The sequence below is a fragment of the Sulfitobacter brevis genome (assembly GCF_900112755.1).
GTDB lineage: Bacteria > Pseudomonadota > Alphaproteobacteria > Rhodobacterales > Rhodobacteraceae > Sulfitobacter > Sulfitobacter brevis.
Genome location: NZ_FOMW01000019.1, coordinates 16,095 through 36,595, shown reverse-complemented (window position 1 = coordinate 36,595; position 20,501 = coordinate 16,095). Strand labels below are relative to the sequence as shown.

Sequence of the window (20,501 nt, the reverse complement as noted above, 5' to 3'; positions counted from 1 at the left end):
CGATAATGGGCCCGAATATGTCAGTGGAAAGCTCATGGAATGGGCCGAAAAACAAGGCGTTAGGCTGGAATACATCCAACCCGGAAAACCCCAACAGAACGCCTATATCGAACGCTACAACCGCACGGTTCGCGGCGAATGGCTCAGCCAGTACATCTTTGAAACCATCGAGGAGGCACAGGATCAGGCCACGGTATGGCTCTGGACTTACAACAATGAACGACCCAACATGGGCATCGGCGGCATCACGCCCGCAATGAAACTGAAAACAGCCGCCTGAATTCTACGGCTGAACCCCATTAAAAATGGGGGGATTACCCGCACTGCGCTTCATATACTCATCAGCCTCCTCGCTGGAGATGTCGAGTACTGATCGATTCCACTCTGAAGTTGCAGGGTTGCCTCCGGGAAGTCTGCGGATTGCGACAGATTGATACGCTGAAAAATCATCATCAGGGAATGTCATGAACGCTCGAACGAACTCATCTTCGTGGAAGGCATCCTCTATCGAAATTCCATATGCGGATAGGGAGGCAGGCTTTTCACCGGGAAATAGCAATAACTTTCTCCTTATCTGGCGTAGTTAATTTTCTCCCCCATCTATCCATTAATGACCTTCGCTGTTCGAGAAAATCAGTCCGTCGATAGGCCAGCTCAACCGACCCACCGGAAACATGCCCTAGACAGGTTTCCGCAACTTCGCGGGGGGTATTGGTCGCCTCTGCGGTCCAGTCGCGGAATGAGGACCGGAAGCCATGGGGTCGAGCCGCAATACCGCGTCTGTCCATGTATTTCGACATCGTGGCGTCCGAGATAACGCCGCGCCGGACACCTGCGAAAAGCAACCCGTCACGGGCAAAAGGGCGCGCCTGTTCGATCACGGCCAGTGCTTCAGATGATAAAGGAACCTTAAAGTCACTGGTCGCATCCTTGCGACCTTTCATAGCCTCTGCGGGGATAGTCCAGACATCGCCCTCAATCTGGTCCAGATGCAAAAAACGCAGCGGCGAAGAACGTACCGCTGTGAGGATAAGTAAGCGCAGGGCCAGTTCGGTTACGGTTCCTTCACTCAGCGATTGATAGAACGCAGGAACATCCTTCCAATGTAGGGCAGGGATATTTTGCACTTTGTGGCGCTGCTTACCCAATAATGCTTTAGCCTTGTCCACCGCTTGGATATCCACGTCCAAGCCCAGCGCCGCCGCGTGACGGATACAAATGCGCAAACGGTCCATCGCCTTTTGCGCTGTGCTTGCTTTCTCATGCCAGATTGGGGCCAGTGTGTCGCGGATGTCGCGTTGGTCAATTTCTGACACTGGCACTTTGCCTAGTTTTGGAAGGACGTGCAGTTCAAGTGGCGAAAACCATCGCCCAGCTATCCCATCGCCTTTCAATTCAGCTTTCCGACTTTCAAAGGCGTCGATAGCGATGTCGCGAAGAAGGTGCATGTTGCGCTCTGCGTTGCGCTGCGCGGTCTGACGTTGCTTTATCGGGTCTGTGCCTTGCTGGGAAACTCTGCGCCACTTGTCCGCCTCCAGCCGCGCCTCTTTGAGAGATACGCGGGGATATGCGCCCAAGCCCATTTCACGGCGACGACCATGAACGTGAACACGCAGCACCCATTTGCCACCTCCCACATCATTCTTAAATATCCAAAGCCCGCCGCCATCTGAATATTTGCCAGCATCCGCCGCCTTAACGGTTTGGGCCGAAAACTTGTTCAATGCTCTGCTCATTTGGTCCACCTTACAGCCCACCCTCAACATATAGTATAAGGTGGTGCGCCATGGAATGCCCTGATACAGGAAAAGTCATAGAAATATGGGATTCAGTGGATTTGGGGTGCACCTTGGCACCCCGAGATATAGTGTTTCAATGCTCTCCGACCGCACCAATTCTACCTTGAAAATCTCAGACATCGCGCCCCATTGGCGTATGTTCTTTGGGCGTTCAATTCCAGCAGAACTAACAATGCAGTGAGGCTGCGTTCAGTCCAACATTTGGCATAATCTAAGCAGTTTGCGCGGCTCACCCCTTTAGCAGTATCGCGCCATAGGGGATTGTTACGCTGCAATCAGACACTGTGGGTTGCTGTTGTGCATTGCGGTCGGGATACCACAACCGGCATGTTCCGGGCCGTGGAAAATGGCGCGACGGGATTGTGACAATCACGTTGGTTGGGTGGTCATTTCGCACAGCCATCCCTGAGCCGACTCTAGTTTGATGCGCGCTGGCTGACTGTAGGGGAAGCAATAATATGGTAAGTGCAGTAAGGGCGACTGACCCAGTTCTCAGCAATCTCAACATCTCATTTCTCCTCATTGAATGAGGGTCCCGTGGATGGCACCCTCGGATCGAATATAACCCACGACCGAAGCGAAGGTTCCGTTACGTCAACCAAAATGTTTGGTGCCCTGTCGAGCCGATGCCAACTCCATGTGCAGCTTACCTGCGACAGACGGTCCACACTCGCTTCCGCCAAAACGTGACGGTGCAATTCCTTCGAAAAAGGAAGACCATGTCCTAGAGTGAGCCCTACGCGGACGCAGATTTCTTCGGGCGGACTGATTATCGAACGCTCACTTTTCTCCTTTATCTGGAAGCACCCGGAGCGGGATCAGCTGACCTTGCTTGCGGCGACACTGGTGCTCTTCTCACTGCTGTACTGACCCTCGAGCTGCCCAAGCGCATTATCAATGATGCTATCGGCGCGAAGGGCGGCACGGTCACCATCCCGGGATCGAGTTCGGGCAAATCACCTTTCTGATGATTTTATGCGGGCTGTTCCTGCTATGGCCAGCGAGATCGGCGAAAGTGCTGCTGGTGCTGTGACGCTGCGCATGAACGGCGGCTGGCGGCATCGGCTTGCGATGATCTCAGCGCGTCAGCGTGGTGGATGCCGAAGGGGCGAGCGTGCTGGACGATCTGACGGTGACCTTCCCAGCCGCCAGTTCCATCGCCATCACCGCGCACGGCGAGGAGGACCGCCGCGCCCTGGCAATGTTGTTGACCCGTGAACTGCTCCCCTCGCACGGAAAGGTCGAGATCGCAGGGCAGGATATAAATAAGCTACACCAGATCACGATCGCGGCCCGGATCGGCTATGTCGATGCAACGCCGGTGCTGTTTGAGGGGGTGCTCGGGGACAACATCAATATGGCGTTGCATAGGTCGCCACAGCATCCTGCATCTGATCCGGCGATACCCTTGGAAAGTGCGCGCACAGGCAATAGTGCCGATCCCGTGGATGTCCCTTGGCTCGATTTTTCGGCGGCAGAAGTGTCGGGCTCTCGCGATTTGCAGATTTGGTGGCATAGGCTCATGCGCGGGATGGGGCTGAATGCGCCCTTGTTTGAACGTGCGCTGGATTTAAAGCTCGATCAGTCTGCCTATCCCGACCTCAGCAAAGCCTTGGTCGATCTTCGCAGGGAAATAGCCGATGCGGTTAGCGCCTCCGGTTTGGCCAAACAGGTCAGTTTCTTCGACGAGCAGTGCTATAATCCAACGTTGCCTGTGGCAGAAAGCCTGATCTTTGCGATGCCTTTGGTGCCGGTCACGGCGCAAGTTTTGATCGATCATCCGTCTTTTCTATCGCTCTTGGTTGAGCTGGATCTGGAAGCGGACCTGCTGCATCTGGCTGCAGATATTGTGGAGCTGTTGCGCCAGATTTTTGGCATGGACGGCACGGACCATCCGCTGTTTCGCAAGCTTGGCTTGCATTTCCTGCCGATATCATGACCCGGGTCCTGGCGATGCGCCACGCTTCGACCATCAGTTTGTGATGCAGCAGTGCCGGTTGTCTGGCGTCACCCGCGAGATTACCGGGGGTGAAGACCACACCGTCAGCGCAGACTTGTCCCGCAAGTTGCGAGCACTGGAACGCGCAGAATTATTCTCGGGCCTTGCGCGCAAACAATTGCGATTGCTGGCATTTGGTGCGCGTTGGTACCATGCCGAGGCCGGTGACTACGTGTTTCACCAAGGCGATGACCTGTCGATTGGGGCGTTTCTGGTCTGGGAGTGCACGGCGGAGTTGCTGGACCCCCGACAAGAGGGCGACGCCCGCATCATCACCACCTCCAAACCGGGCGATCTGGTGGGAGAACTTGGTCTGATCCGTGGCGTGCCGCGGGCCCTTGATATGCGAGCTTTCAGCGATCTGACCTGCTTGCGCGTCAGCGCCGCGGATTTTCTTGCGGTGGTGAAGAATGACGCCGCGACGGCCTATAAGTTGCTGCAGGTCGTTGCGGGGTATGTCTAGCAGATAAGCTTCGGTGTCTCGACCAGCCGATCAGGCAAACGGATCATCAGGATAGCCGACGCCGACAAGGTACAAACCCTGTGGCGGACTGACCGGACCGCAGGCGGCACGGTTGCGGGCTGAGAGGGCTTTGCTCACGGCCTCGGGCTTCCATGATCCGGCACCAACCCGTTCAAGCGTCCCCACGAAACTGCGCACCTGATTGTGCAGGAATGACCGCGCCCGCACGTCAAAGTGGACTTCAACGCCTTGCTGTGTCTGGACCTGAAAAACCTGTAAATGATCCAATGTCTTCACCGGACTATCCGCCTGACAGATCGTCGAGCGGAAGGTGGTGAAATCATGTCTGCCGATGAGCGCGTTGGCGCCTTGCTGCATGAGATCGACGTCTAGGTCGTGTTTTACCTGCCAGACCAGCCCCGCCTGATGCGTCGCAGGGGCGCGGCGGGTCAGGATCCGAAACAGATAGCGGCGTTCCATCGCCGAGAACCGTGCGTGAAAATCGCTGGGCACTTCGGCGCAATCGACAATCGCAATAGGGTTGGGCTTGAGGTGAAAGTTTAACGCCTCGGACAGCCGGAACGCGGTCCAGCCCTCGGGCATTTCGCAATGCGCAACCTGCGCCATTGCATGCACGCCTGCGTCAGTACGCCCCGCAGCCGAAATGGTATGCTCGCGCTTATCGAGCCGCGCGAGAGCCGCCTCAATCGCGCCCTGAACCGAGGGCAGGTCAGGCTGGCGCTGCCACCCGACAAAGGGTGCGCCGTGGTATTCGATTTTCAGGGCAAAGCGAGGCATGGCGCGCGTCTAGCCTGCGGGCGGCCTTCTGGCAATCCCCGACCCGCAGCCCTATGTTACGACAAGAACAATTCTCGGGGCGGAGCAGCTTTGGTTATTACACGCATCGCCGATGGCATCTGGCGGCAGGTTGAGACGGTGAGCGACACGGTCTCGGAAACTTTTTTCGAGCCGGTGATCCGCTTAGGGGTCACAGGATTGGCACGGTCGGGCAAGACGGTGTTCATTACCTCGCTGGTTGCGAACCTGCTGGATCGTGGGCGCATGCCGGGGCTGCTGGCGGCCTCGGAAGGGCGCATCGAGGCCGCATTTTTGCAGCCGCAACCCGATGATACGGTGCCACGTTTCGAGTATGAAGCGCACCTTGCAGCGCTGACAGGGCCGCAGCCGCATTGGCCCGAAAGTACCCGGACAATCTCGCAATTGCGCCTGTCGCTGCGGGTTCGTCCCAACGGCTTGCTCGCAGGGCTGCAGGGGCCGCGCACCGTGCATATCGACATCATTGATTACCCCGGCGAATGGCTGCTGGATCTGGCTTTGATGGACCAAAGCTATGCCGATTGGTCAAAATCGGTTCTGGGGCGCATCAAAAACCGCGAAGAAGCTGAGGAATACCGCGCCTTGGTCGCGGCAACCGATCCGCAGTCTGCTTTCGAGGAGCCGCAGGCGGGCCGCTTGGCCGAGGCATTCGCGGGCTACCTCAAAGCCGCGCGGGCCAATGGCTATTCCGATTGCACGCCGGGGCGGTTTTTGTTGCCGGGCGATCTGGCGGGCTCGCCGGTGTTGACCTTTGCGCCGTTGCCCGAGGGCGAAAGTGACCCGCGCAATTCGCTCATCCGCGAGATGGCACGGCGTTTTGAAGCCTATAAGCGTAAAGTTGTGCAGCCGTTTTTCCGCGACCATTTTGCCCGCATCGACAGGCAAGTTGTGCTGGTCGATGCGCTGGGCGCGATCCATCAAGGGCCGCGTGCGGTGGCCGATCTGCGCAGCGCAATGGGCGAGATTTTAAGTGCTTTCCGGCCCGGGAAGAACGGGTTTCTCAGCAATTTGTTGCGCGGCAAGCGGGTGGAGAAGGTGCTTTTTGCAGCGACCAAGTCGGACCATTTGCATCACAGCCAGCATCCGCGTCTGACCGCGATCATGGAGGCGCTGACCCGCGAAGCGCGCGACCGTGCGCAATATGCCGGCGCAGGCACGGCAGCGATGGCGATTGCCAGCCTGCGCGCCACAACCGAGGACCGCATGGATCACGGTGGCGAGATGCTGGACGTGGTGCGTGGCACTTTGTTAGAGACTGGCAAGCAGGCGGCTTTCTATGCCGGTGAGCTGCCGCAGGATCCCGCCCATTTGCTCAGCCCCGCGATGAAAGGGGCGCAGACATGGCTGGATCAGGACTATCAGATCATGCACTTTGCCCCCGCGCCGCTGAACCTGCGTCCCGGGGACGGACCGCCGCACATCCGGCTCGACCGTGCCGCAGAATTCCTGATCGGTGACCGGTTGTGAGCGGCGTTATGATGCAAGCAAGGCCGCGCGGTCTTGTTCAGCCCGTCGTGCCGGTCGAGATCGGACCCGCGCGGGTGCTGGACACAGGCACGGTGGGGGCGGTGATGGGGCAGGCCAATCAGGCGATGCCGTGGCTGCCCAAGGTCCACAGCGGCGCGCAGGATTTGCGCTACGTGGGCGATATGATTGACGCAGGCTGGGTGACAGTGGCGCGACAGGAGGGTGCAATTGTGGGATTTATTGCACAGGCGGGACAAGAGGTGCATGGCCTCTATCTGCGCCCGCAGATGCAGGGGCGCGGCATTGCCCGACGCTTGCTTGAAACCTGCAAGCAAGGCTGCTCGCGGCTGGGACTGTGGAGTTTTCAGCAAAACGCCCGCGCAGTGCGGTTTTACCGCAAGGCCGGTTTCGTCGAGGTCGCCCGCAGTGATGGCGCGGGCAATGATGTCGGCCTGCCAGATGTGCGACTTGAGTGGCAAAGGGAGGCGGCATAATGGCGCGTGGACCGGTATTGTTTGATCTGGACGAAGACACGCGCCCCCGTCCGGAGGTATCGCAAGCCGCACCGGTGCCTGACCTGAGCCGGCCTGCGCCGCAGGGCGAGGCAATGCAATTGGCCGCACGGCTGGCAGCGCGCAAGCCGTCTCTGCTGGGGCGCCTGTTCTGGGGCTTGGCGGGCGCGTTGATCAGTGCCTTGGTGGCGATTGCCGCGTGGAGTTTTGTAGCGTCGCTGATGGCGAGTTATCCGGTTATCGGCTGGGCGATGACAGTATTGATCGGGGCGTTCCTGCTGGTGCTGACGCTGATTTCGCTGCGCGAATTGGCGGCCTTTGGTCGCTTGGCACGGCTCGATGATCTGCGCCATGCGGCAGGCGAAGCTTTGGCGCAGAATGATTTGGGCGCGGCGCGCAAGCTGACCGACAGGCTGGTCGGTCTTTATGCGGGGCGTGAAGATACCCGCTGGGGCCGCGACAGGCTGGCTGAATTGCGCGGCGACCAGTTGGACGCGGCGGGGTTGCTGGCGCTGGCAGAGACCGAATTGCTGCGCCCCCTGGACCTTGCGGCCAGCCGTGAGGTGGAAGCAGCAGCGCGGCAGGTGGCGACGGTCACCGCATTGGTGCCTTTGGCGCTGGCCGATGTAGCAGCAGCGTTGACGTCGAACCTGCGGATGATCCGGCGCATAGCCGAAGTCTATGGCGGGCGGTCGGGATTTTTCGGGTCATGGCGGCTGACGCGGGCGGTGTTGTCGCATCTGGTGGCGACGGGGGCCGTGGCCGTAGGCGACGATATGCTGGAGCCGATCTTGGGTGGCTCGCTTTTGGCACGGCTGAGCAGACGCTTTGGCGAGGGGTTGGTGAATGGCGCATTGACCGCGCGGGTCGGGGTTGCGGCCATCGAGGTGTGCCGCCCGATGCCGTTTACGGCGGCCAAGCGGCCTTCGGTACGGGGAATCATCAGCCGCGCATTGGGCGGTTTGTTTGGCGCGGGCAAGAAGGACTGACCTAGACGCGGAAGGCGGTGCGCCAAAGGTGAGGCCGCTGCCCCCGGCCACCGACGATATTCAGGGTCAATACGAGAGGCTGAGCGGGGGCTTTCTTGGGGGCTTGTTCGCGGGTCGGGCGGTGCCTATAAGCTGCGGTATGAGTTGCGTTTGTGCGATTATCATTCGAATTATATCCCCGGCGCTCTGATTGACCGAGACGCCGGGTAGAGGTGTTTGAAACTTTCGCACCGCCGTGACCACACCCTTTCCTCAGATTTTGCCCGAAGGACGCCCCCGATGTGCGCCGAGACCCCAGACCATAATACTCCTGACTACAAATCCACATTGAACCTGCCAAAGACCGATTTTCCGATGCGCGCGGGCCTGCCCAAGCGCGAGCCCGAGTGGCTGGCGCGTTGGGCGGAGATCGGCGTATATGATCGTCTGCGCGAAAAGGAAGGCCGCGCGCCTTTTACGCTGCATGATGGGCCTCCCTATGCCAACGGGCATCTGCACATCGGCCATGCGCTGAACAAGACCATCAAGGATATGATCGTGCGCAGCCATCAGATGATGGGCTTTGATGCGCGGTACATCCCGGGTTGGGATTGCCACGGTTTGCCGATCGAGTGGAAGATCGAGGAGGCCTATCGCAAGAAGGGCCGTGACAAGGATCAGGTGCCGATCAACGAGTTCCGCGCCGAGTGCCGCCAGTTTGCCGCCGGTTGGGTGGATGTGCAGCGCGAGGAGTTCAAGCGTCTGGGTATCACGGGCAATTGGGCTGATCCCTATCTGACGATGGATTTCCACGCCGAGCGGGTGATCGCCGAGGAATTCATGAAGTTTCTGATGAACGGCACGCTTTATCAAGGCTCAAAGCCTGTGATGTGGTCGCCGGTTGAAAAGACCGCGCTGGCCGAGGCCGAGGTCGAATATCACGACAAGGACAGTTTTACGATCTGGGTGAAGTTCAAGGTTGTCGGCCCCGATGACGCCAAACTGGATGGCGCGCATGTGGTGATCTGGACCACAACGCCTTGGACCATGCCGAGCAACAAGGCGGTGGTTTGGGGCGAGGGGATTTCCTATGGCCTCTATGAGATCACCGGACGGCCCGAGGAATGCTGGCTGAACATCGGCGACCGGTATCTGTTGTCGGATGAATTGGCGGCGGATGTTTTCGCACGTGCACGTTTGGAAGAGGGCATGTTCCGCCGACTGGGCGATGTGACGGCGGAAGATTTGGGCAAGATCAAATTGCAGCACCCGCTGGCGGGGGCCGAGGGTGGCAATGGCGAGTGGGATGATCTGCGCGATTTCCGTGCGGCTGATTTTGTGACCTCCGACGAGGGCACCGGCTTCGTGCATTGCGCACCGAGCCACGGTCTGGAGGAGTACGAGCTTTACCGTGATCTGGGCATGTTGGAGCAGGTGATCACCTATAACGTCATGGAGGACGGGCGTTTCCGCGATGATCTGCCGTTTTTTGGTGGCAAGGCGATCCTCAAGCCGAATGGCAAGGAAGGCAATGCCAACGCTGCGGTAATCGACAAGCTGGCCGAGGTTGGCGGGCTGCTGGCGCGCGGCAAGATCAAGCACAGCTATCCGCATTCATGGCGTTCCAAGGCACCGGTAATCTATCGCAACACGCCGCAGTGGTTTGCTGCCATCGACAAGGTAGTGGGCGACGGGCTGGATACGCATGGCAAGACCATTCGTGAACGGGCTCTGACCGAGATCGACAATGTAAACTGGACCCCGAAATCGGGCCGCAACCGCTTGCACTCGATGATGCAGGCGCGGCCTGACTGGGTGTTGAGCCGCCAGCGCGCTTGGGGTGTGCCGCTGAGCTGTTTCACCAAAAAGGGCGTGCTGCCGACCGATCCCGATTTCCTGCTGCGCAATGCCGAGGTCAATCAGCGGATCGCCGAGGCCTTCGAGGTTGAAGGTGCCGATGCGTGGTACGAAGAGGGCGCGAAAGAGCGTTTCCTGAGCGGCATCGTGAACCCTGACGACTATGATCAGGTGACCGACATTCTCGATGTCTGGTTCGACTCTGGTTCGACCCACGCCTTCACCCTGCGCGACCGTGCGGACGGGTCCGAAGATGGCATCGCGGATGTCTATATGGAAGGCACCGACCAGCACCGTGGCTGGTTCCATTCCTCGCTGTTGCAGTCGGTTGGCACCACTGGCCACGCGCCCTACCGCAATGTGGTGACGCACGGGTTTACGCTGGATGCCAAGGGCATGAAGATGTCCAAGTCCATCGGCAATACCATCGTGCCGCAGCAGATCGTTGATCAATACGGTGCGGATATCCTGCGGCTTTGGGTCGCGCAGACCGATTACACCGCAGACCAGCGGATCGGGCCGGAAATCCTGAAAGGGGTGGCCGACAGCTATCGCCGCTTGCGCAATACCATGCGCTATATGCTGGGCGCGCTGAGCGATTTTACCGAGGCCGACCGCGTCGAGCCTGCGGATATGCCCGAGTTGGAGCGGCTTGTGCTGCACCGCTTGGCAGAGTTGGATCAGGTGGTGCGTGACGGTTACGCCAAGTTTGATTTCCAAGGTGTGTTCCAGGCGGTATTTACCTTTGCGACGCTGGATCTGTCGGCGTTCTATTTCGACATCCGCAAGGACGCGCTTTATTGCGATGGCGACACATTGCGCCGCCGGTCGGCGCGCACAGTGCTGGATATCCTGTTCCACCGTTTGACCACTTGGCTCGCGCCGGTGCTGGTCTTCACGATGGAAGAAGTCTGGCTGGAGCGCTTCGCCGGTGAGGGGTCCTCGGTGCATCTGATCGATATGCCAGAGACACCGAAGGCGTGGCTTGATCCGGAACTCGCAGCCAAATGGGCCAAGGTCCGTGCGGCGCGGCGGGTGGTGACAGCGGCGCTGGAAGTGCAGCGCACAGATAAGGTGATCGGTGCCTCACTGGAGGCAGCACCTTTGGTGTATGTTGCCGATGCGGATCAACGTGCGGCGCTGGAAAGCGTGTCTTTCGAAGACGTTGCCATCACCTCGGACGTTAAGGTGACCGGTGATGCCGCCCCGCAGGAGGCCTTCCGCATGCCGGAAACCGACGGCGTGGCAGTGGTCTTTGCGAAGGCCGAGGGCGAGAAATGCGAGCGCTGCTGGAAAGTGTTGCCGGATGTGGGCACCCACAGCCACGCGGGCGTCTGCGCACGTTGTGATGCGGCGGTCAGCGAGATCGAAGCGGCTCAGTAACTCTCTACCGAGACTTTGAGGCGGCCCCGTCTGAAAAGGCGGGGCCGCATTCGTTTTTACAGGGCAAATCTCTTCGCGGTATTGCGCAGGAAGCGGATTGAGTGTGCCGCCGTCCCGGCGCATCATTAGGGCATGAAACACTGTAGCGTACCGACGCAATTCGGCACTCTCATCATCACCGAAGACGACGGCGCTATTACGGCGCTGCGCTGGGGCACTGTCGCCGCGCAGGAAAGCACGCCATTGCTGGAGGCAGCGGCCAAACAGATCGCCGCCTATGATGCGGGCACCCTGCGGGCGTTTGATTTGCCGTGGCGGGTGGGCGGCAGCGATCTACAGCAAGCAGTCTGCGCGCAGATTGCGGCGATTCCTTATGGCGAAACATTGACCTATGGCGATATTGCAAAACGGCTCAAGGTCGGGGCGCAGGCGGTGGGACAGGCCTGCGGGGGCAATCCGATCCCTGTGATCATTCCTTGCCACCGCGTCATGGGCGCGCGAGGGTTGACTGGATTTTCAGGCGGCGAGGGCGTGGAAACCAAGGTCGCCCTGCTGCGCCATGAAGGGGCGGCTGGGCTGTTGATCTAAGCTCGGGTCTTGTCGGAATAGATGACCTGCTGCGCGGCACCTGCGACAACCAGATAAAGGCTGGTCACGATCAGCCCCCAATGTGCCCAGCTTTGCGGGTGGAAATCGACCCAAGCGGCCCAGCCTGCGAAAAACGTCCAAGCCAGCGCCATTGGCAGGGTGACGGCACGCCAGCGTTCGGTGCGCACGGGATGGACGAATTTGATCGGCAAAAACATCGTGATCGCCAGAATGGTCACGAGGATCAAGCTGACCCACCAGTCGGGTTTCAGCGCAAAAAGCACCAGCACCAGCATGTTCCAGCAACCCGGAAAGCCGGCGAAGGAATTGTCCTTGGTCTTCATGCGCGTGTCGGCGAAATACATCGCCGAGGCGAAGGTTACGATGATGATCATGAACCACCCGCTCCACCCGTCCATCAGGCCGGAGGTGAAAAGCGCGAAGGCGGGGATGAATACATAGGTCAGATAGTCGATAATCAGATCAAGCAGCACGCCGTCAAACTCAGGCGCGTTTTTCTTGACGTTAAACTTGCGCGCCAGCGGCCCGTCGATGCCATCGACAAAGAAGGCCACCACCAGCCACAGAAACATCATATCCCATTGTTCCTGCACCGCTTCGAGCATGGCAAGCATGGCAAAGACAGCACCAGTGGCGGTGAACAGATGGACGAGGAGGGCGCGCATGTGAATGGTCATACGCCAGCATTCGCAAATCCTGCCGCAGGATGCAAAAGGAATTCCCCCGCCTTTGCGGTTTGTCGCGGGTTAGGCTTTGACCCGCGCTGCGCGCGCCCCTAGTTTTGGCCGAACCGCACAAGGGCAGGGGCACCGGATGCTGACCAATACAGATATCACCGAACTAACTGAATTTCGCCGCCTGCTACACCGGTTCCCCGAAGTGTCACGCGATGAGGGCGCGACGGCGCAGCGCATTTTGGACGCACTCGCACCGCTCAGGCCCACGCGGGTGTTGAGCGGGTTGGGCGGGCACGCTGTGGCAGCGGTGTTTGATAGCGGCTTGGCAGGACCGGCTGTTCTGTTTCGCGCCGAGTTGGATGCGCTGCCAATCCACGAGATTTCTGACGCGCCGTGGCGCTCTACTGTGGCGGGCAAGGGGCATCTGTGCGGACACGACGGGCATATGGTGATGTTGCTGGCGCTGGGGCGGCTGATATCGCGCAAGCCAGTCGCGCAGGGCCGTGTGGTGTTGATGTTCCAACCCGCCGAGGAAGACGGCAGTGGCGCGCGGGCCGTTGTTGCTGATCCGGCCTTCGCCGAGATCGCGCCGGACTGGGCGTTCGCTATTCATAACGAGCCGGGGCGGCCCTTTGGCTTTGTTGCGACCCGCGCGGGGCTGATCAACTGTGCCTCGCAGGGGCTGGCGATCACGCTGGTGGGCAAGATGGCCCATGCGGCCAACCCCGAAGATGGCGTGTCCCCTGCGCTGGCGGTGGCCGAGTTGATACCTGCCCTGGGGCAATTAGGCACTGGCGGTGCGCTGAACGAAGAATTCCGGCTGGCGACCGTGACCCATGTGAATATCGGCGCCCCCAGTTTTGGTATCGCACCGGGGGAAGCGCAGATATTTGTGACCCTGCGCACCGCGCTGGATACCCCGATGGCAGGCATGGCTGCCCAAGCCCGCGGATTGGCCGAAGAGACCGCCAACAAGCATGGTTTGACCGTCAGCTTTGAGGTGCAGGATGACTTCGCGGCGTCGATCAATGACGCAGAGGCCGCACAGGTGGCCATGGCGGCGTTGGGCAGGCTCGGCGTGGCCCACGGGCCGGAAGGGTTACCGATGCGGGCCTCGGAGGATTTCGGGGTTTTTGGTCATGACGCGCGGTCGGCAATGCTGTGTTTGGGGCCGGGGGAGGACCATGCCACCCTGCACAATCCCGACTATGATTTTCCCGATGATCTGATCCCGTTGGGCGCGCGGATCTTTGAACAGATCGCCCGCGACTTGATGGGAAGCGCGTGATCTGCGAAATATGGCAAGATCGCCCCGTCGCGCTTGACTGCAACTGCGATTCCCCCTAAAGCCAGCGGACCAGTTTCAAGGGTTGCTTTGGGCGACCCTCGCATGTGTTACGTCAGATCGCTGGCAAGGCACCGATAAAAGAGGATGAATTCATGTCGCGCGTTTGCGAATTGACCGGAAAAGGCCCGATGTCGGGCAACAACGTGAGCCACGCGAACAACCGTACGCGCCGGCGCTTCTTGCCTAACCTGAACGACACCACGCTTCAGTCCGAAGCACTGGGCCGGTCGTTCAAGTTGCGGATCTCTGCTGCTGCCCTGCGCAGCGTGGATCACCGTGGCGGTCTGGACAAGTATCTTGCCAAGGCAAAAGACGTCGAGCTGTCGGCCAACGCGATGAAAATCAAGAAGGCCATTGCAAAGTCGAGCGCAACTGCCGACGCGCTGAGCTAAGCAATTCCTGACCAGAGAATACTGGTCAGACGCCTCTGAATAAAATTTGATTAAGCCCCGTACCGGATGGTGCGGGGCTGCGTCGTTCTGGCGCTCGCAGTGTGGTCAGCGAGCCGCTATGAGCAGCCCATGCGCCTGCGTCCTGTCCTTAGTTTGCTCCTTGCGTTGATGCTTGCCCTGACGGGGCGGAGCATGGCTATGGCGCGTGGCGCCGCTGCCGCAACGGGCCAGATTGTGATCTGTAGCGGGGCAGGGCCGATTGCGGTTTTTACCGATGCCCAAGGCCAACCGACCACTGCGCCCTATATCTGCCCTGATGCGGCCCTTGCTGCTGTGGCGCCGACAGTCGTAACGCCGGTTACCGTCGCAAGGCTGATCGTGCCTTGCGTAAATGCGCGGATGAATGGCCTTGCAAAGTCTCCGCGCATCGCCCTCCATATCCCACAGCCGCGCGCGCCGCCTTGTTCGATCTGAATCAGGGCATATTGCAGATTTAACAAGGACTTATCAGATGAAACTGACAACTTTTCTAACGGCTGCCGCCACGACGATGCTGCTGGCCTCGACCCCGCTGCTCGCGCAGGAGATTACGATCGAAGACAGCTATATCCGAAGTTCAACCCCGACTTCCCCCACAGGGGCGGCGTTTTTGGTAATGATGAACCACTCGGAACAGGATGACAGGCTGGTCTCTGTCGCCTCCGAAGTGGCCGAAAAGGTCGAACTGCACCGCCATAGCGAGGATGCCAATGGTGTCATGCGTATGGGGCAGATCGAGGGTGGCGTTGCGCTTGCCGCCGGAGAGAGCCACGCATTCGAGCGTGGCGGCGATCATGTCATGTTCATGGGGTTGAACCGCCCGTTGGAGCAGGGCAGCGCGGTGACCGTGACGTTGACGTTTGAAAAGGCGGGGGATGTGGTGATCGAGGTGCCGGTGGATCATGAGCGCAGGCCCGATCACGGCGCGATGAAGCACTAAACCTTACGGCGGCGAGGCCAACGGGTTCGCCGCCGATCTCGATCCGTGCGAACTCTAAAACAACCCGTCGCGGTTCACCTTGCCCAAAACCTCATCCACCCAGACCGAAACCGTCAGCGACGCGGGGCCTTGGCGATGTTCGGCGAACTGGCTGCCCACGGCAGAGCGTTCGAGGTTGAACTCGATAGTATGCGCGCCCGCGCGCCGCGCTTCGGCAGCAAATCCGGCTGCCGGATAGACATTGCCGGAGGTGCCGATCGCCGCGAAGATATCCGCTTCGCTCAGGTGATCGAACAGCGAGTCCATGTCATATGGCATCTCACCGAACCAGACGATGTCGGGGCGGGCAGCCAGAGCGCCGCAGGCAGGGCAGGCGTCACCGGATGCCATGACCATTGGCGCGGGCCAGCGGTGATCGCAGGCAGCGCAAAGCGCACCTTTGAGGGCGCCGTGCATATGCATTACGCCCTGTGATCCGCCGCGTTCGTGGAGATCATCGACGTTCTGGGTGATCACAATCACCTCGCCGTCATGTTGCTGTTCCAGCCGTGCCAAGGCGCGGTGCGCGGCATTGGGGTCGACATTTGCCGCCTGCGCACGGCGGGCGTTGTAAAAGTCGACCACCAGTTTCGGGTTGGCGGCAAATCCCTCAGGCGTGGCTACGTCTTCGACGCGGTGCTGCGCCCAAAGCCCGTCTTCGGCGCGGAATGTTTCAAGGCCGCTCTCGGCAGAGATGCCCGCGCCGGTCAGGATGACGATTTTGGTCATTGCTGGTCCTCCAACAGATGAAAAGACGTGCCCAGCCAGGGCAATTGCGCAACGGCGGGGCCAATCATATGGGCTTGCATCAGGCGGCGCATGGTTTGGGCAATATCACGCGGCACCGGCCCTGACCATTCGGCCCGCGCCAACAGGGAAATTCGCCGCGCAGCACCTGCATCGGGCAGCGCGATCACCTGCATCGCCTCATGAAACCGAGCCGCGCGCATATATCCCAGCGGCGTGGTGATCGCCCAGCCCAAGCCGCGCGCTACCATCGCCATCAGCGCCAGATGGCTGCCGATCTCGAAACGGGCAGGCAGCGGGGCGTGATGGCGGTGCAGATAGCTGTTGATCTGCGTCGCGATCAGCTGATCAGCGGCGTAATGCAGGAATGGCAGTTCGGTGTCGCCGGTGAGGAGGCTCTGCGCGGTATGGGTGGCTGTGCTTGGCGCAACGATGACAAAGGGATCAAGGGCCAGCGGATATTCCACCACCCCTTCCGGTGCCACTTCACTTTGCGCCGAGATGGCCATGTGAAGGCTTTGCGCACGGAGCATCTGCGCCAATTCGTTGCTACCTGCGGTGATCATGCGAAAGCGGCATCCAGTCAGGCTGTCGCCCAGAATGGTTGCAAGGCGCGGAGTCAGATCATCGTCGAAATCGTCAATCACGCCGAGGCTCAGTTCATCCAGATGGGCAAGGTCCATCACCGAGACCTCGCTCTGCGCCAGCCGCAGTTCCGTCAGCGCCGCCCCCGCCCGGCGCAAAAACATCTGCCCCGCCGAAGTCAGCCGCATCGGGCGGCGGGTATGATCGAGCAATTCCGCTCCCACGGCTGATTCGAGGTTGCGCATCTGCTGGCTGACTGCCGGCTGACTGAGGCCGGTCGCCAAGGCGGCCTGCGCGACTGATCCGGACTGTGCGAGCGCCTCGAATACCTCGATTCCGCGTAGGGTGACGCCTTTTTTGATCATCGCTGCCTCCTGTCTATTTGTATTTGGTGAAACCCCGCGCGCGGCGCGTCAACCCTGCAAAAGATTATCGCCGTGTAAATGTTGGAAATGCGAAACTGCAGGCTTGTGCCGCTACCCCTTGAAGGCCGCGCCGATCCTGCGCAAATTGCAGTGCAAACCTTTGAGCCGGAGCTGCCCTTCATGATAATCGCCTGCGCTGCCTATCCGTTGGATATTTTACCGTCTTGGGCGGCTTACGAGGACAAACTCGCCGCATGGGTGTCCGAGGCCGCAGGGCAGGGCGCGGATTTGTTGGTGTTCCCCGAATACGGGGCGATGGAACTGGCGACGCTGGCGGGGCTTGAGGTCGCGGGCGATCTGGAAGCTTCACTGCATGCGGTGTCGGACCGTTTGGCCGATGCGGATGCGCTGCATGTGAAGCTTGCGGCGGAGTACGGTGTTCATATCGTTGCGGCCTCCGGCCCTGCAGATACGGCAACCCGCCCGGTGAACCGGGCACGGTTGATCACGCCGACGGGGCAGATAGGCGTGCAGGACAAGCAAATCATGACCCGTTTCGAGGCTGAAATATGGGATGTAATCCCCGGTGATCCGCTTCAGGTGTTTGACACTGCCTTGGGGAAGATCGGGATACTGATCTGTTATGACAGTGAATTTCCCCTGTTGGGCCGCGCCTTGACGGAATGTGACATCATCGCGGTCCCTTCCGTGACCGAGGCGCTGGCTGGATATTGGCGCGTTCGAATTGGCACCATGGCCCGCGCGTTGGAAAACCAGTGTATCACCGCGATGTCGAGCGTGGTGGGCGATGCCGACTGGTCCGAAGCGCTTGGCACGTCCTTCGGGGCAGGTGGCATTTATGGCCCGCCTGATGTTGGTTTTCCCGCGACGGGGGTGCTGGCGGCAGGCACGCTCAATCAGCCCGGCTGGACCTATGCCGAGGTCGATCTGGCGCAGGTCGCGCATGTCCGCGCTGATGGTGTGGTTCTGAACCGGCGCCACTGGGACGGGCAGTCAGGCCGTGATGCCCCCGCGAATAACGTGCGCTTGCGTTGAATCACCCTTGAAAATCGGCGCCAATGGGCCCATTTAGGCCTGCGTCCCCATCTTGGGGGGCAAAGTGTTCAAGGAGAGACCATGGCCAAGGAAGATATTCTCGAATTCCCCGGTGTCGTGAAGGAACTCCTGCCGAACGCGACATTTCGGGTCGAACTTGAGAACGGCCATGAAATCATCGCGCATACGGCAGGCAAGATGCGTAAAAACCGCATCCGTGTTCTGGCGGGCGACAAGGTTCAGGTGGAGATGACGCCGTATGATTTGACCAAAGGTCGGATCAACTACCGGTTCAAGTAATCCTGTTTCGAGGCTGGCGGCGCGTGTCGCCTCTCGGTGCTGAATAAAATCTTAACGCCCTCCCTGTCGCCGGGGCGGGCGTTGTTCGTACAAGCGGCGCAGCGTCGCGGTGCGAAGATGTATAAAAAGGGCTGACCCATGCAATTTGTCCTCGGATCCGGCTCGCCACGGCGGCTTGAGCTTTTGGCGCAGATCGGAGTGGTGCCGGATGCCGTGCGCGCCCCCGACATCGACGAAACCCCGCAAAAGGCAGAGTTGCCGCGCCCCTATTGCGCCCGCATGGCGCGTGAAAAGGTCGCCGCTGTCCCTGCCGAGGTCGATGACATTGTGCTCTGTGCTGATACCACCGTCGCTTTGGGTCGGCGGATTTTGGGCAAACCTGCCGATGCGCAGGAGGCCGAGGCGTTCTTGAAATTGATGTCGGGCCGTCGCCACAAGGTAATCACAGCCGTCGCCGTCAGGCGCGGCGACAAGCTGTGGCAGCGCGATGTGCAAAGTATCGTCAAAATGAAATCCCTCTCGGCCCAAGAAATTGACGCCTACCTTGCGACCAACGACTGGCAAGGAAAGGCGGGCGGATATGGCATACAAGGGCCGGCGGGCGCGTTGATCCCGTGGATCAGCGGCTCGTTTACCGCTATTGTCGGCCTGCCACTGGCCGAAACCGCAACCCTATTGGCCGCCGCAGGCTACCCCTTATATGGAAAGACATCATGAAAGGTCGCACAATCATTCTCGACCACCTTGGCGACCGTGAGGCCGCTGCTTTGATGGTGGATGGCAAGCTTGACGATCTGCTGATCGACAGCGATGCGCCGCGCCCCGGCACGATTTACCGCGCCATTGCCGACCGGCCCGTCAAAGGACAAGGCGGGATGTTTCTCAAAACGCCCGATGGCCCTGCGTTTCTGCGCCAGATTAAGGGTCTCGCCCCCGGCCAGCCGATTTTGGTGCAGGTCACCGGATTTGCCGAGGATGGCAAGGCGATCCCGGTGACTGCCAAGCTGTTGTTCAAGAGCCGCTATTGCATCGCGACCCCCGATGCACCGGGCATTAACATTTCGCGCGGGATTCGCGACGAGGATGAGCGCGACCGCTTGCTCGAGATCGCCCATGAGGCCGGTGCAGAAGCGGGGCGGGGCCTGATCCTGCGCTCTGCCTGCAACGGTGCGGCGGGCGAAGACATCGCCGAGGATATCGGCGCGATGCTGGCCCTCGCCGATACTGTCATGAGCGATGGCGCGACCGAGATGGAAACTCTCAGCGAAGGTGACGGCCCGCACCTGTTGGCGTGGCGCGACTGGACCGCCCCTGCAGAAGTGGTGACCGAGGCGGGTGGATTTGACAATCACGGTGTGCTTGACGCGCTGGATACGGCGCGCGGTGCGCTGGTGGTGCTGGGCGGCGGTGCCTCGATGTATGTCGAGCCGACCCGCGCGCTTGTGGCTGTGGATGTGAACACTGGCAATGACGCCTCGCTGGCCGCGGGTGTCAAAGCCAACATGGCCTGTGCGAAAGCCTTGCCCCGTGCCCTGCGCGTGCGCGGCCTTGGCGGGCAGATCACGCTGGATCTGGCGCCGATGCCCAAGAAAGACCGCCGGGTGTTCGAGACCTCCCTGCGGCAGGCGTTCCGCGGTGACGAGGTTGAAACGACGCTGGTCGGCTGGACGCCGCTGGGCCATTACGAGCTGCAACGCAAGCGCGTACGCATGCCGCTGGTCGAGCTTTCCCTATGAGCTGCCCGATCTGCAGAAAACCGACGCACCCCGACGCGCGCCCCTTCTGCTCGCGCCGGTGTGCGGACGTCGATCTGGCGCGCTGGTTCAACGGCTCTTACGCTGTGCCGTCTCAAGAACCTGACGATATCGAGGCGGCGCTTGAGGCCGCAGCTGGCGCCGAAGACGCTGCAAACGACCCCAACGGCAGGCCGCATTAAAACTAGCTGCGGAATTGGGTAAAAAGAGGCTGGACACCCCCCGCCAGAAACCCTAGAACGCGCTCACCCGACCCCTTAAAGGGGTCCCGTGCCCGGGTAGCTCAGGGGTAGAGCAGTGGATTGAAAATCCTCGTGTCGGTGGTTCGATTCCGCCCCTGGGCACCATTTTATATATAAATATCA

General features: G+C 60.2%; 22 protein-coding genes and 1 tRNA gene. 18 read left to right on the top strand and 5 right to left on the bottom strand.

Annotation, left to right across the window (positions count from 1 at the left end):
* On the top strand, window positions 1–280 hold a 280-nt coding region (locus tag BM174_RS18435; RefSeq protein ID WP_143092492.1), incomplete at its 5' end, for an integrase core domain-containing protein.
* 262 nt (window positions 281–542) lie between these two features.
* Here BM174_RS18435 and BM174_RS18425 read toward each other — a convergent pair.
* Window positions 543–1,736 carry a tyrosine-type recombinase/integrase gene (locus BM174_RS18425; RefSeq protein WP_093925311.1) on the bottom strand — a complete coding sequence of 398 codons (1,194 nt, stop codon included), beginning with the start codon at window positions 1,734–1,736 and terminating at the stop codon, window positions 543–545.
* Between the two features lie 1,177 nt (window positions 1,737–2,913).
* On the opposite strand from BM174_RS18425, the gene BM174_RS18420 reads away from it, so the two are divergent.
* Window positions 2,914–3,738, top strand: coding sequence for a P-loop NTPase family protein (locus BM174_RS18420; RefSeq protein ID WP_143092491.1), 825 nt, complete (start codon window positions 2,914–2,916; stop codon window positions 3,736–3,738).
* 58 nt (window positions 3,739–3,796) lie between these two features.
* Window positions 3,797–4,261 (top strand): cyclic nucleotide-binding domain-containing protein, encoded by a 465-nt coding sequence (locus BM174_RS18415; RefSeq protein WP_245766447.1) that lies wholly within the window; start codon window positions 3,797–3,799, stop codon window positions 4,259–4,261.
* Between the two features lie 30 nt (window positions 4,262–4,291).
* Here the strand turns inward: BM174_RS18415 and truA are convergent, their stop codons facing one another.
* Window positions 4,292–5,059 carry a tRNA pseudouridine(38-40) synthase TruA gene (gene truA / locus BM174_RS18410; RefSeq protein ID WP_093925308.1) on the bottom strand — a complete coding sequence of 256 codons (768 nt, stop codon included), beginning with the start codon at window positions 5,057–5,059 and terminating at the stop codon, window positions 4,292–4,294.
* 90 nt (window positions 5,060–5,149) lie between these two features.
* Between truA and BM174_RS18405 the strand changes: the two genes are divergently transcribed.
* The 5 genes from BM174_RS18405 (at window position 5,150) to BM174_RS18385 (ending at window position 11,873) form a co-directional block, all read left to right on the top strand.
* Window positions 5,150–6,565: a YcjX family GTP-binding protein gene (locus BM174_RS18405; protein ID WP_093925307.1), complete on the top strand. Its 1,416-nt coding sequence runs from the start codon at window positions 5,150–5,152 to the stop codon at window positions 6,563–6,565.
* An 8-nt stretch (window positions 6,566–6,573) separates the two neighbouring features.
* Window positions 6,574–7,059 carry a GNAT family N-acetyltransferase gene (locus BM174_RS18400; protein ID WP_245766446.1) on the top strand — a complete coding sequence of 162 codons (486 nt, stop codon included), beginning with the start codon at window positions 6,574–6,576 and terminating at the stop codon, window positions 7,057–7,059.
* Entirely contained in the window at window positions 7,059–8,066 is a 1,008-nt protein-coding gene (locus tag BM174_RS18395) for a YcjF family protein (RefSeq protein ID WP_093925305.1), read from the top strand. Before BM174_RS18400 ends, BM174_RS18395 begins: the two co-directional genes overlap by 1 nt.
* Window positions 8,067–8,345: 279 nt before the next feature.
* Complete coding sequence (gene ileS / locus BM174_RS18390; protein WP_093925304.1) at window positions 8,346–11,285, top strand: isoleucine--tRNA ligase; 2,940 nt, start codon at window positions 8,346–8,348, stop codon at window positions 11,283–11,285.
* Window positions 11,286–11,417: 132 nt separating this feature from the next.
* On the top strand, window positions 11,418–11,873 hold the full coding sequence (locus tag BM174_RS18385) for a methylated-DNA--[protein]-cysteine S-methyltransferase (protein ID WP_093925303.1): 456 nt from the start codon (window positions 11,418–11,420) through the stop codon (window positions 11,871–11,873).
* Here BM174_RS18385 and BM174_RS18380 read toward each other — a convergent pair.
* Window positions 11,870–12,571, bottom strand: coding sequence for a CDP-alcohol phosphatidyltransferase family protein (locus tag BM174_RS18380; protein WP_093925302.1), 702 nt, complete (start codon window positions 12,569–12,571; stop codon window positions 11,870–11,872). The two genes, BM174_RS18385 and BM174_RS18380, sit on opposite strands and share 4 nt — an antisense overlap.
* A 136-nt stretch (window positions 12,572–12,707) precedes the next feature.
* Here BM174_RS18380 and BM174_RS18375 point away from each other — a divergent pair, with 136 nt between their 5' ends.
* From BM174_RS18375 to BM174_RS18360, 4 genes are all read left to right on the top strand, one after another.
* Complete coding sequence (locus BM174_RS18375) at window positions 12,708–13,859, top strand: amidohydrolase (RefSeq protein ID WP_093925301.1); 1,152 nt, start codon at window positions 12,708–12,710, stop codon at window positions 13,857–13,859.
* A gap of 152 nt (window positions 13,860–14,011) precedes the next feature.
* Window positions 14,012–14,311 carry a 50S ribosomal protein L28 gene (gene rpmB / locus BM174_RS18370; RefSeq protein WP_093925300.1) on the top strand — a complete coding sequence of 100 codons (300 nt, stop codon included), beginning with the start codon at window positions 14,012–14,014 and terminating at the stop codon, window positions 14,309–14,311.
* Window positions 14,312–14,503: 192 nt separating this feature from the next.
* On the top strand, window positions 14,504–14,785 hold the full coding sequence (locus BM174_RS21175; protein WP_177209526.1) for a hypothetical protein: 282 nt from the start codon (window positions 14,504–14,506) through the stop codon (window positions 14,783–14,785).
* A 37-nt stretch (window positions 14,786–14,822) separates the two neighbouring features.
* Entirely contained in the window at window positions 14,823–15,290 is a 468-nt protein-coding gene (locus BM174_RS18360) for a copper chaperone PCu(A)C (RefSeq protein WP_093925299.1), read from the top strand.
* 54 nt (window positions 15,291–15,344) lie between these two features.
* Here the strand turns inward: BM174_RS18360 and BM174_RS18355 are convergent, their stop codons facing one another.
* Complete coding sequence (locus BM174_RS18355; protein WP_093925298.1) at window positions 15,345–16,058, bottom strand: NAD-dependent deacylase; 714 nt, start codon at window positions 16,056–16,058, stop codon at window positions 15,345–15,347.
* On the bottom strand, window positions 16,055–17,026 hold the full coding sequence (locus BM174_RS18350) for a LysR family transcriptional regulator (RefSeq protein ID WP_093925297.1): 972 nt from the start codon (window positions 17,024–17,026) through the stop codon (window positions 16,055–16,057). Before BM174_RS18350 ends, BM174_RS18355 begins: the two co-directional genes overlap by 4 nt.
* A gap of 180 nt (window positions 17,027–17,206) precedes the next feature.
* On the opposite strand from BM174_RS18350, the gene BM174_RS18345 reads away from it, so the two are divergent.
* The 6 genes from BM174_RS18345 to BM174_RS18320 all read left to right on the top strand — a co-directional run bounded on the left by BM174_RS18345 (window position 17,207) and on the right by BM174_RS18320 (window position 20,483).
* Window positions 17,207–18,082, top strand: a complete 876-nt coding sequence (locus BM174_RS18345; RefSeq protein ID WP_093925313.1) for a carbon-nitrogen hydrolase family protein — start codon at window positions 17,207–17,209, stop codon at window positions 18,080–18,082.
* 81 nt (window positions 18,083–18,163) lie between these two features.
* The gene (gene infA, locus BM174_RS18340) at window positions 18,164–18,382 is read left to right on the top strand and encodes a translation initiation factor IF-1 (protein WP_010137880.1); all 219 of its coding nucleotides are present in this window, start codon (window positions 18,164–18,166) and stop codon (window positions 18,380–18,382) included.
* Window positions 18,383–18,520: 138 nt separating this feature from the next.
* Window positions 18,521–19,099, top strand: coding sequence for a Maf family protein (locus tag BM174_RS18335; RefSeq protein WP_093925296.1), 579 nt, complete (start codon window positions 18,521–18,523; stop codon window positions 19,097–19,099).
* Window positions 19,096–20,118, top strand: a complete 1,023-nt coding sequence (locus BM174_RS18330) for a ribonuclease E/G (protein WP_093925295.1) — start codon at window positions 19,096–19,098, stop codon at window positions 20,116–20,118. Before BM174_RS18335 ends, BM174_RS18330 begins: the two co-directional genes overlap by 4 nt.
* Window positions 20,115–20,318: a DNA gyrase inhibitor YacG gene (locus BM174_RS18325; protein WP_093925294.1), complete on the top strand. Its 204-nt coding sequence runs from the start codon at window positions 20,115–20,117 to the stop codon at window positions 20,316–20,318. Before BM174_RS18330 ends, BM174_RS18325 begins: the two co-directional genes overlap by 4 nt.
* Before the next feature lie 90 nt (window positions 20,319–20,408).
* A tRNA-Phe gene (locus tag BM174_RS18320) sits at window positions 20,409–20,483 on the top strand.
* Window positions 20,484–20,501 lie beyond the last annotated feature (18 nt).

Coding starts and splice junctions, on each gene's coding strand:
- BM174_RS18425 (WP_093925311.1), bottom strand. CDS start 1,736: ATGAGCAGAGCATTGAACAAGTTTTCGGCCCAAACCGTTAAGGCGGCG.
- BM174_RS18325 (WP_093925294.1), top strand. CDS start 20,115: ATGAGCTGCCCGATCTGCAGAAAACCGACGCACCCCGACGCGCGCCCC.
- BM174_RS18355 (WP_093925298.1), bottom strand. CDS start 16,058: ATGACCAAAATCGTCATCCTGACCGGCGCGGGCATCTCTGCCGAGAGC.
- BM174_RS18360 (WP_093925299.1), top strand. CDS start 14,823: ATGAAACTGACAACTTTTCTAACGGCTGCCGCCACGACGATGCTGCTG.
- BM174_RS18380 (WP_093925302.1), bottom strand. CDS start 12,571: ATGACCATTCACATGCGCGCCCTCCTCGTCCATCTGTTCACCGCCACT.
- infA (WP_010137880.1), top strand. CDS start 18,164: ATGGCCAAGGAAGATATTCTCGAATTCCCCGGTGTCGTGAAGGAACTC.
- BM174_RS18385 (WP_093925303.1), top strand. CDS start 11,418: ATGAAACACTGTAGCGTACCGACGCAATTCGGCACTCTCATCATCACC.
- ileS (WP_093925304.1), top strand. CDS start 8,346: ATGTGCGCCGAGACCCCAGACCATAATACTCCTGACTACAAATCCACA.
- BM174_RS18350 (WP_093925297.1), bottom strand. CDS start 17,026: ATGATCAAAAAAGGCGTCACCCTACGCGGAATCGAGGTATTCGAGGCG.
- BM174_RS18395 (WP_093925305.1), top strand. CDS start 7,059: ATGGCGCGTGGACCGGTATTGTTTGATCTGGACGAAGACACGCGCCCC.
- BM174_RS18345 (WP_093925313.1), top strand. CDS start 17,207: ATGATAATCGCCTGCGCTGCCTATCCGTTGGATATTTTACCGTCTTGG.
- truA (WP_093925308.1), bottom strand. CDS start 5,059: ATGCCTCGCTTTGCCCTGAAAATCGAATACCACGGCGCACCCTTTGTC.
- BM174_RS18375 (WP_093925301.1), top strand. CDS start 12,708: ATGCTGACCAATACAGATATCACCGAACTAACTGAATTTCGCCGCCTG.
- BM174_RS18330 (WP_093925295.1), top strand. CDS start 19,096: ATGAAAGGTCGCACAATCATTCTCGACCACCTTGGCGACCGTGAGGCC.
- rpmB (WP_093925300.1), top strand. CDS start 14,012: ATGTCGCGCGTTTGCGAATTGACCGGAAAAGGCCCGATGTCGGGCAAC.
- BM174_RS21175 (WP_177209526.1), top strand. CDS start 14,504: ATGGCTATGGCGCGTGGCGCCGCTGCCGCAACGGGCCAGATTGTGATC.
- BM174_RS18400 (WP_245766446.1), top strand. CDS start 6,574: ATGATGCAAGCAAGGCCGCGCGGTCTTGTTCAGCCCGTCGTGCCGGTC.
- BM174_RS18335 (WP_093925296.1), top strand. CDS start 18,521: ATGCAATTTGTCCTCGGATCCGGCTCGCCACGGCGGCTTGAGCTTTTG.